Below are 10,141 nucleotides of genomic sequence, written 5' to 3'. Positions count from 1 at the left end.
GCACATCGGCGGCTTTGAATGGTGGGTCATGGACCCACGCTATGCCTGGCTAATCCGAGCAGTTATAGGGTGGGTCGTGACCCACCTGGCAAAGCCATCAAGAGATTTGATACCAGACGATTCTCATCAAATGGCTTTGCTTTGCGAGTCAAGGGCGCCAGGCAAAGCGGAAACTTCGACCAGCGAGGTGCGCATCGGCGGCTTTGAATGGTGGGTCATGACCCACCCTATGCCTGGCTAATCCGAGCAGTTATAGGGTGGGTCGTGGCCCACCTGGCAAAGCCATCAAGAGATTTGATACCAAACGATTCTCATCAAATGGCTTTGCTTTGTGAGTCAAGGACGCCAGGCAAAGCGGAAACTTCGACCAGAGAAGTGCGCATAGGCGGCTTTGAATGGTGGGTCATGGACCCACGCTATGCCTGGCTAATACGAGCAGTTACAGGATGGGTCCTGACGCGGACGCCGAGCCCCAACCTATGCCTTGTTGGCGAGCCCCAAGCGCATCCACAGTTCGGCGACGCCGGCGGGGACGGGTTCGCTGAAGTGGAAGCCCTGCAAAAAGTCCACGCCCAGGTCGCGCAGAAAGTGGCTGACTTCCAGGCTCTCGACGCCTTCAACGATCACTTTCAGCTGCAGCCCTTGCGCCAGTTGCACGATGGCCTGCATCACGCGGCGGCCAGCGTCAGTGTCAAGGCGCTGGGCAAACGACACGTCCACCTTGATTACGCTGGCGGGCATGTCATGCAATTGCGACAGCGACGAATAGCCGGTGCCGAAATCATCAATCGCCAGCTGGAAGCCCGAGGCCATCAGCTGGCGCAGATGTTTAACCTGGCGCGCGTAATCGGTTAGCGCCACCGATTCGGTGATTTCGATAATCACGTCTTCCGGGCGCAGACGATGCGTGTTCAGCCGCTCGATCAGGCTGCTGACAAACTGCGGCGTAAACAGCTGCGTGCGCGAAACATTGAGCATCAGCTTTTGCGTCAGGCCGTTATCGCGCCAGGCGCGTAGCTGGGCAAAGGCTTGCTCGGCCACCACGCTGGACAATTCCTGGATCAGGCCGACCTTCTCCGCCATCGGGATAAACAGCTCGGGGCTGATCCAGCCGTTGCCGTCCTTCCAGCGCGCCAAAGCTTCCACTGCATACACCTGACCCGTGCTGGCGCTGACGATGGGTTGGTAGAAAGTTTGCAGCGCGCCATGGCGAATGGCATCGGACAAGCGCGCCTGGATGGCGACATGCTCGCGGCCGATCGACTTCAAATGCAGAATATCGCCGTAGAAGCACACATTATTCCGGCCAGCATGTTTGGCGTGATACATGGTGTGGTCGGCGGCGGATAACAGTTCTTCGCCCGATGTGGCGTTGTCGGGAAACACGGCGAACCCGGCGCTGATGGTCGGGCGCGCTTCGAGGCCTTCCAGCGCCATACCCTGGCGTGCGGTATTGCGGATGCGCTCGGTAATTTCTTTCAGGTGGCCGGTGTCGGGCAGATCGGGGATCAGCACCACAAACTCATCACCGCCCCAGCGCGCCAGCGTGTCTTGCTCGCGCAATGCTTCTTTCAGTTGCTTGGCCACGCCGCACAGCAACTGGTCGCCGGTGCGATGGCCGAAGGCGTCATTGATTTGCTTGAAGTGATCCAGATCCAGAAATCCGAGCGCCACCTTGGTGTTGTCGCGGCGCGCGCGTTCGATGGCCTGGTGCAGTTGTTCATCCAGCAACAGGCGGTTGGGCAGCCGTGTCAGGCCGTCATACAGCGCCAGTTGCGTAATGTGCTGCTCGTTCATATGTGCGACGGTGACATCACGCAGCACGCCGCGCAGGCCTTGCAGCACGCCCGCATGGTCACGTTGCGCAATCAGTCGCGCTTCCACCCACAGCAAATCGCCGCAGGTTTGCACCAGGCGAAAACGAATGTGCGTTACGTCGGCCGAATCAGCCAGCTTTTGCAGCGCGACGGCCACGCGCGCCGAGTCGTCGGGGAAAATCCAGGTGTGCAGCGACTTGCCTAGTTCGGCCGGCAGCAAGCGGCTATCCAGACCGCGTAACCGCGCCCAGGCTGGCGAGGTATGCAGCAGATCGCCCGACGGGCTGAGATCGACCACCGCTTCTTCAAGCAGATTGAGCGTGTCGGCCATGGCTTTGCGTTGCGCGCTTTCGCGCATCAGCGCGGTGACGTCATGCGCCAGCACCACCACGCGCGCCTCGCCCACCGTCACGGGCTGTAAACGCAGCAACAGATGCACCGGCCCGGTCATGCCGGGCACCGTACAGTTGCATTGCTGTGTGCGGCGCGTAGACAGCGCCATGGTCAGCGCGCGGTCGAGATCCCCGGCCATCGCAGCCGGAAATACATCAAACAAGATTTTGCCGGCCAATGCTTCGGGCGCGGGCAAGGCGGGATGGCTGGACCAGACCTGGCCGATGGTGGCATCGGGCATCAGCTCAAACACCATGTCTTCAGTGGCCCCCACCAGGGCGCGCAGGCGTTGCTGGTTGGCCAGCAGCGCGTCTTCGGTGCGCAAACGCACCAGCGCCTGAGCGACGTGATTGCCCAGCATTGACAGCAAATGCAGTTCTTCGCGGCTGCGTTCGCGGCGTTCATCTTCGTCGAGGAAACACAGAAAACCAAACATCTCGCCGCGATCCAGCAACGGAATACACAACAGGCGACGCGCGCCCAGCTGCGCCAGCCACATCTGTTCGGCCAGCGGCAGTTCCAGCAGCGATTTGTTGAGCACCATGCCCACCGTCAGCGTATCGGCCATCAGCGCGTAGCTGCGGTAATCGATCACGCGTAAATGCTCGGGGGTATTGGCGGCGATGCGGCAGTCCTGATCGCGCCACACAGCCATCAGCCGGGCATGGCGGGTGCGATCGGGCGTATTGAGATACAGACTGACCACGCTGGCGCGGGTGACGTCGGCTAAAGCGGCAAGGGCGCCGGTCATGCCGCCGCCCTCTTCGTTGGCCAGAAGTTGACCCACAACCCGGTCAAACGCGTTGAAGTACGCCTGATACAAGCCGGCGTCGCGCTCGACCACAAGGGTGGGATCCACATCCAGCCATTCTGGTTTGACCATCTGCGTACCTGGATAAAAACGGCACCCGGTAAGGGTGCCGTTTTGTATTAATCCGTATTTCGATGGTGCGAGTCTGGCGGGTAAAAATTACCGCGTCAATTCGCGTCCGGCGGAGACACCTGTTCGGCGTAGCCACATTCCTTCTGCGGGCACACTTTTTCCAGGCCCCGACGCTTGGTGGTCTTGAGTGTCAGCACCGGCCACTGGCATTTCGGGCAGGTCTCGGCGATGGGCGGATTCCATGTTGCATATGTGCACTTCGGGTAGGTCGAGCACGAATAGAACAGCTTGCCGTAGCGGCTTTTCTTTTCGGTCAGGGTGCCTTTGTTGCACACCGGGCATTCCACGCCAGTGTCTTTCGGTTTTTCCAACGGCTCGATGTGCTTGCACTTCGGGTAGTTGGCGCAACCGATAAACTTGCCGTAACGGCCGGTCTTGATGATCAGCGTGCCGCCATCTTCCGGGCATACGCGGCCTTCCACCACTTCGGGCTCGGTGGGCGCGGTATCGGCGTCTTCGTTCAGATTGCGGGTGTAATCGCATTCCGGGTACGTGGTGCACCCGATAAAGCGGCCGCGTTTGCCCAGACGAATCGCCAGCTTGTTGCCGCATTTGGGGCAGGCTTCATCCAGCTCTTCCTGCGTCACTTCCTTGCGCGACAAGCCCTGTTTTTCTTCCACTTGTTGATGGAAGCGGGTCCAGAACTCGTCCAGCACCGGAATCCACTGGCGGGTACCGTTGGAGATTTCATCCAGCTGATCTTCCAGCCGCGCGGTGAAGTTGTAATCCACGTACTGGGTAAAGTGGTCGGTCAGAAACTTGTTCACCACTTCGCCGGTGTCGGTCGGGATAAAACGCTTTTTATCCAGATCAACGTACTCGCGATCCTTCAGCGTCTTGATGATGGACGCATAGGTGGACGGGCGGCCGATACCGAATTCTTCCAGCGATTTAACCAGACTGGCTTCGGAATAACGCGGCGGCGGCTGGGTAAAATGCTGCTCGCCGCTCAGTTTATCCACTGGCAGTGCTTCGCCTTCTTCCAGCGCGGGCAGACGGGCTTCGTCTTCGTCATCCGACTCAACGTCATCCTGATCTTCCTGGTACACGGCGATAAAGCCGGGGAACACCAGCGTCTGGCCCGAAGCGCGGAACACGGCCTCCGTGCCCACCTGGATATCCACACCCACGGTATCAAAGCGCGCCGGCGTCATCTGGCACGCCAGTGTGCGCTTCCAGATCATCTGGTACAGCTTGAACTGGTCGGCTGACAGGTACGGTTTAACCTGATCAGGCGTACGCAAAATCGACGTCGGCCGTACGGCCTCGTGCGCCTCTTGCGCGTTCTTGGCTTTGTTTTTGTACGTCACCGGCGCGTTCGGCAAGTAATCCTTGTCGAAGCTGCTTTCGATGTAGCCGCGAATTTCGTCCAGCGCTTCGTTGGCCAAGGCCACCGAGTCAGTACGCATATAAGTAATCAGACCCACCGTGCCCTGGCCTACATCCACGCCTTCATACAGCTGTTGCGCGGTGCGCATGGCGCGGTCGGTGGTCATGCCCAGCTTGCGCACGGCCTCTTGTTGCAGCGTGGAGGTGGTAAACGGCGCGGCCGGGCTGCGCGATTTCTTTTTCTTCTCGACGCTGGCCACGCGGGCATCTTTGCCTTCCAGCGCTTTCAGGATATCGGCCTGCGAGGTTTCGCTGGGGATATCAAACTGATCGAGCTTTTTGCCTTGCCATTGCGACAAACGCGCGCTGAATTTGGTGCGCGCCTTGTGGCTGTCGAGATGGATGGTCCAGTATTCCTGCGCGGTAAAGGCGCGGATTTCCAGCTCGCGTTCGCAAATCAGCCGCAGCGCCGGGCTTTGCACGCGGCCGGCAGACAAGCCGGAACGCACCTTGCGCCACAGCAGCGGCGACAGGTTAAAGCCCACCAGATAATCCAGCGCGCTACGCGCCTGCTGCGCATCGACCATGTTGGCGTCGATGTCACGCGGGTTGGCGACGGCATTTTTGACAGCCGATTCGGTAATCTCGTGAAACACCACGCGCTTGAAAGTGCGGTCTTTGGTGGTGAGCTTTTTACCTTTCAGGATTTCCATGATGTGCCACGAGATCGCTTCACCTTCGCGATCCGGGTCAGTTGCCAGAAACACGTTCTGCGCATCTTTAACGGCGGCACAAATGGCATCGACATGCTTTTTGTTCTTGTCGATGACCTGGTATTTCATCTTGAAGTCATGCTCGGTATCGACCGAGCCATCCTTGCGCACCAGGCCACGGACGTGACCGTACGAAGCAAGGATTTCAAAATCGTTGCCCAGATATTTCTTCAGCGTTTTCGCCTTGGAGGGCGACTCTACAATCAACAGATTGGCGGGCATGATTTCCCGTTACGTTCAGGGTGGGTCAGGGCCGCGCGCTGTGCTTAGTGCTGCACAAAGCCTTCGCGGCCAAACAGGATTTCTTCGATCAGCAGATTAGACAGTTCATCGCGCTTGCGCCAGACAACCATCAGTACGATCAACTGCAGCCGTTCTTGCGAAATTTCGCCAGGCGCCGCGCCCATCACCAGATCCAGCGCCAGCTCTCGCTCGGCGCTGCCCAGTACACGGGCTTGTTGCAGGTATAACCAGTAAGCCAGCGCTTCTTCGTCAAAGCGCGCCAGTTCGGCCGGATGCAGATGTCGCAGCGGCAGATCGCCCAGCGCGGCATAGCGTCCCGTATCCACGCGGTTAAGCTCGGCCAGCCAGGTCAACGCTTGCGCGATGTCATCCTGTTCAAAGCCGGCGCTGGCCAGTTTGGTGGCCAGCAGCGATACGTCCGGTTCGCCTTCGGACTGATAAAACTGTTCAAAAAGATAAGCAAGCACTTCCAGCATATAAACCTGAGCAACCTCGGTGTCTTTTTTAATCACTACCCGGAAACTGAAGGCAGCACAACACCAATTCAAGTTGCTGCTTTCCGCAAGACCGGGTTCCAGGTGGGTTCAGGCTCGTCGCTGATACCGGTTTCCCGGCAGCGTAAACAGGACGCCTTTCATTTCCAGAGCGAGGAGGATTGCGCACAGCCGATCCGGCGTCAAGCCGACACGCAAGCCCAGCGTATCGGCATCCACCGGGTCGAAACCGGCCGCCTGCAGTACTTTTTGCTCGGTGGCGTCGAGCTGCGCCGCGGTTGCGGCGGGCGTCACGGGGGTTTGTACCGCGCTGCTGTCCCACGCCAGTTCGGTCATGATGTCTTCGGCGCTTTCGACCAGTTTGGCGCCTTGTTTAATAAGATGATGACAGCCTTTGGCCAGCGGCGAATGAATCGAACCGGGGATGGCAAACACTTCGCGGCCCATCTCGTTGGCCTGGCGCGCGGTAATCAGCGAACCCGAGCCCATGGCCGCTTCCACCACCAGGCAGCCACGCGCCAGCGCCGCAATCAGCCGGTTGCGCCGTGGAAAATGATCCTTGATCGGCCCTTCGCCCAGCATGAACTCAGAAATGATCAGACCAGCGGCGGCGATTTGATGCGCCAGTTGCCGGTTGCTGGCCGGATAAACGCGATCCAGCCCGGTGCCGACAAACGCGATGGTGCTGCCCGGCCCGCGTAAACCACCGCGATGCGCCGCGGCGTCGATGCCGGCAGCCAGGCCACTGACCACGGTCAGGCCGGATGCGCTAAGTGTTTCGGCAAAGCGCTCGGCGTTATCGATAGCGCCGACCGTGGCGTTGCGGCTGCCGACGATGGCCAGCGCCGGTTGTTGCAACAGCTCGACGCGGCCTTTGCAAAAGAAGAACAGTGGCGCGTCGGGCAATTCCAGGAATTGCGCCGGATAGGCGTCATCGCCCAGGCACACCATGCTGTGCTCCGGCTGAGCCAGCCAGGCGCGCGTTTGCGCCACCAGCTCCGGTTCGGGCGCGGCGGCAAAATCAATAAAGGCTTGTACCTTGATCGGGTCGGTCAGTACTTTGCTGAGCGTACCAAACGACGCCGCCAGCACATTCTGTGGCGAGCCCAGGGCTTGCAACAAAACGAGCTGGCGGCGTAACCCGATACCGGGAACAAGCGCGAACCGTAGCCAGGCGGCCAGGTCCGCGTCGTCATGCATCAAGGCGATGTAACCTCGTCGGCAGTGTTTACGGGCAACGTGCTATCCAGCAGCAGTCCGTAAGAAAAGTGCGGGAACACGCGGTAGACGAACAAGTTGCCACTTTGTTCCGGCGGGGTAAAACGATCCGGTTCGTTCTTGTCTTCTTTCTTGATGGGGCGGCCCGATTTCCAGGTCACCAGCACCGAACCCACATCCAGGCCATCCGCCGAACCACGGTTGATGACCAGTGTGGTGTACGGGCCCGCATCGGCCACGCCGCCGTAGGCCGACACCACTTTGCCGCGTACTTGTTGCGCAGGCGCATGCGGCGCGTAGTTCATATAAGTTTCTTCGGTGGCGCGCACCAGACGGGCGCCTACGCCGATTTCTTCTTTGGAAGACAGCACGCGCAGGGTGGCCACGTCGCCATTCTTGTCCAGGCGCAGGTCACCCAGATAATCCACCTGATGACCAATCACGCGCTTGTGTTCAGGATCGTCCGGGTCGATCAGCGGGGCGCCCGGGCGATAGGCTTGCCACACATCGCCTTCCTTGCCTTGCAGATTGACCGCATACACGCGATCACCCACGGCAAACACCACGCGTTCGTCCGGGCCAGCGGCCACGCGCGGCGCGTTCAGCAATTCGTTTTCTTCGATGACCAGCGGTTTGTTCAGGAACGGACGGATAGCCAGCAACGGAATGCTCGGCACCGCGTTGTTATCCAGCGGCGAAATCCGGCCCGACGGCGACAGCTTGACTTCGTTGCGACCGCCCCCAGATCCATCCTTTAGCAGGCGCAAACGCGGCGTGCCGCCGGTGCGGTCCAGCAAGACCACGTCGCCGGGGTAAATCCAGTGCGGATTCTTGATCTCGTCCTTGTTCATGCGCCAGATTTCGGGCCAGCGCCAGGGCTGCTTAAGAAAATGCCCGGAAATCGCCCAAAGGGTATCGCCCTTGACCACGACGTAACGGTCCGGTGCGTTGTCCTTCATCGCCAACGTATCGGCATGCGCCAGACCAGCGACACCGCTGACGGCGAAAAGTAGAGATATAATTGTTTTACGCATGGTCAAACCCATCAAATCTGGCAACGTATTGCCGGATGAAAAATCGGGGAGCCGCACTACGCGGTTCCGGGGAAACAACTTTTAAAACCCTGAGCGGTAAGTTGTTTCTTCATATTTGATTCGAATCGCAGCAGATTCTGCATACAAACTTTTTGAGCCGCAAGCAAACATGGCAATCCTGAATATCCTGCAGTATCCCGATGATCGTTTACATACCGTGGCCAAACCGGTCACTGTATTTGACGACAAACTGCAACAACTTATCGATGATATGGCGGAAACCATGTACGCCGCACCTGGCATCGGCCTTGCCGCTACCCAGGTCAATGTGCATGAACGTCTTATCACGATTGATATTTCCGAAAGCAAAGATGATTTGCTTGTCCTGATCAACCCCCGGATTCTGGAGATGGACGGCACCTGCAATTCGGAAGAAGGTTGCCTTTCGGTTCCTGGTATTTACGAAGAAGTGCAACGCGCTGAACATATTCGTGTTTCTGCACTCGATCGCAACGGCAAAGAATTCAAATTATCTGCCGATGGCTTACTGGCAGTTTGCATCCAGCATGAAATGGATCATCTGGAAGGCAAAGTATTTGTTGAAAAACTGTCGCGCCTCAAGCTTAACCGCATTGTGCAAAAGCTGAAAAAAACGCAACGCGCCAACGTCTGATTGCGATCAAAAATACAACGGCCGGGCCGCAGCATTGCTGTGAGCCCGGCCGTTGTATTTAACCGATCAACACCCGCACCACCCTGCCTGGAGTTTGACCATGAAGCTGATTTTTGCCGGTACCCCCGAATTTGCCGCCTGCGCACTCAAGGCGCTGATCGATGCCGGCCATGAGATCGCCATGGTGCTGACCCAACCCGACCGCCCTGCAGGCCGCGGCATGAAGCTGACCCCGTCGGCAGTCAAGCAAGTGGCGCTGCAGCACCATCTGCCGGTGTATCAGCCCGAAAAACTGCGCACCGCCGAGCAACAAGCGCCGCTACATGACGTCGGCGCGGATTTGATGGTGGTGGCTGCGTACGGGCTGATTTTGCCGCAGGCGGTGCTGGATATTCCGCGCCTGGGTTGCCTGAATATTCATGGCTCCCTGTTGCCGCGCTGGCGGGGTGCAGCGCCCATCCAGCGCGCCATTCTGGCGGGCGATAGCGAAACCGGCATCACCATCATGCAGATGGATGCGGGCCTCGATACCGGTGACATGCTCAGCATTCATCCGGTGGCGATCGACGCCCAGGATAACGCGGCCAGCCTGCACGACAAACTGGCTGCGGCCGGTGCCAGCGCCATCGTCGCCGCCGTGGCCGACTTGCCCGCATTGCAGCAAAAGCGTCAGCCGCAACCGGCTGAGGGCGTGACCTATGCCGAGAAATTGCGCAAAGAAGAATCGGCCATCGACTGGACCCAATCCGCCAGCATGCTGGACCGCATGATCCGCGCGTTTAACCCGTTTCCGTCCGCGCAAACCACCTGGGCGGGTGAGCCGCTCAAGCTGTGGCGCGCCACGCCCGTCAGCGCCAGCGGCACGCCTGGCACCGTGCTGGCTGCCAGCAAAGACGCGGTGGTTGTAGCCTGCGGCGACGGCGCGTTGGCCATCACCGAAATGCAAAAAGCCGGCAGCAAGCGCATGGATGCGGCCGCGTTTCTGGCAGGCAATGCGCTACCGGTAGGCACGCAACTGGGCGATTGAAGTCCGCGCCATCCGTGGCCGTCTCCGCGCGATTGCGCATGCCGACGGGCAATGTTTGAATTTTTCCTGGCCAAGGCAATCTATGCTGAAGGCTGTGGTGCGCCGCAACGTACGACAGCCTCTGCAGTACTCCCATAAAAGCCTGCCTTCGCACTGCGTAAAGGTGGGCACTGTCAACTTGCGCCGGATTCCCCGGG

At 59.2% G+C, this 10,141-nt stretch carries 8 protein-coding genes; 3 read left to right on the top strand and 5 right to left on the bottom strand.

The features are described from left to right. Positions 1 to 241, top strand: a 241-nt coding sequence (locus tag WG78_RS23220; RefSeq protein ID WP_236692095.1) for a hypothetical protein, incomplete at its 5' end; no start/stop codon positions are given. A gap of 236 nt (positions 242 to 477) precedes the next feature. On the opposite strand, the gene WG78_RS20975 is transcribed toward WG78_RS23220, so the two are convergent. From WG78_RS20975 to WG78_RS20955, 5 genes are all read right to left on the bottom strand, one after another. Next, positions 478 to 3,093: a sensor domain-containing phosphodiesterase gene (locus tag WG78_RS20975; RefSeq protein WP_053939789.1), complete on the bottom strand. Its 2,616-nt coding sequence runs from the start codon at positions 3,091 to 3,093 to the stop codon at positions 478 to 480. A gap of 95 nt (positions 3,094 to 3,188) precedes the next feature. Beyond that, positions 3,189 to 5,477, bottom strand: coding sequence for a type I DNA topoisomerase (gene topA, locus WG78_RS20970; protein WP_053939788.1), 2,289 nt, complete (start codon positions 5,475 to 5,477; stop codon positions 3,189 to 3,191). A gap of 44 nt (positions 5,478 to 5,521) precedes the next feature. Further along, positions 5,522 to 6,010: a DUF494 family protein gene (locus WG78_RS20965; RefSeq protein ID WP_053939787.1), complete on the bottom strand. Its 489-nt coding sequence runs from the start codon at positions 6,008 to 6,010 to the stop codon at positions 5,522 to 5,524. Between the two features lie 72 nt (positions 6,011 to 6,082). Then, the gene (gene dprA, locus WG78_RS20960) at positions 6,083 to 7,114 is read right to left on the bottom strand and encodes a DNA-processing protein DprA (RefSeq protein WP_236692094.1); all 1,032 of its coding nucleotides are present in this window, start codon (positions 7,112 to 7,114) and stop codon (positions 6,083 to 6,085) included. 77 nt (positions 7,115 to 7,191) lie between these two features. Next, positions 7,192 to 8,244, bottom strand: a complete 1,053-nt coding sequence (locus tag WG78_RS20955; RefSeq protein ID WP_083459503.1) for a LysM peptidoglycan-binding domain-containing protein — start codon at positions 8,242 to 8,244, stop codon at positions 7,192 to 7,194. Between the two features lie 169 nt (positions 8,245 to 8,413). On the opposite strand from WG78_RS20955, the gene def reads away from it, so the two are divergent. Beyond that, the gene (gene def, locus WG78_RS20950) at positions 8,414 to 8,917 is read left to right on the top strand and encodes a peptide deformylase (protein ID WP_053939784.1); all 504 of its coding nucleotides are present in this window, start codon (positions 8,414 to 8,416) and stop codon (positions 8,915 to 8,917) included. A gap of 100 nt (positions 8,918 to 9,017) precedes the next feature. Beyond that, a complete protein-coding gene (gene fmt, locus WG78_RS20945) occupies positions 9,018 to 9,944 on the top strand; it encodes a methionyl-tRNA formyltransferase (RefSeq protein WP_053939783.1) in 927 nt (308 codons plus the stop codon). Positions 9,945 to 10,141 lie beyond the last annotated feature (197 nt).

Source organism: Amantichitinum ursilacus, from assembly GCF_001294205.1.
GTDB classification, from domain to species: Bacteria; Pseudomonadota; Gammaproteobacteria; order Burkholderiales; family Chitinibacteraceae; genus Amantichitinum; species Amantichitinum ursilacus.
The sequence above is the reverse complement of the archived record's forward strand: the minus strand, read 5'-3'. Positions and strand labels throughout refer to the sequence as shown.

Excerpts from the sequence above, each read along its gene's own strand:
- WG78_RS20975 (WP_053939789.1), bottom strand. The coding sequence starts at position 3,093 with ATGGTCAAACCAGAATGGCTGGATGTGGATCCCACCCTTGTGGTCGAG.
- topA (WP_053939788.1), bottom strand. The coding sequence starts at position 5,477 with ATGCCCGCCAATCTGTTGATTGTAGAGTCGCCCTCCAAGGCGAAAACG.
- WG78_RS20955 (WP_083459503.1), bottom strand. The coding sequence starts at position 8,244 with ATGCGTAAAACAATTATATCTCTACTTTTCGCCGTCAGCGGTGTCGCT.
- def (WP_053939784.1), top strand. The coding sequence starts at position 8,414 with ATGGCAATCCTGAATATCCTGCAGTATCCCGATGATCGTTTACATACC.
- fmt (WP_053939783.1), top strand. The coding sequence starts at position 9,018 with ATGAAGCTGATTTTTGCCGGTACCCCCGAATTTGCCGCCTGCGCACTC.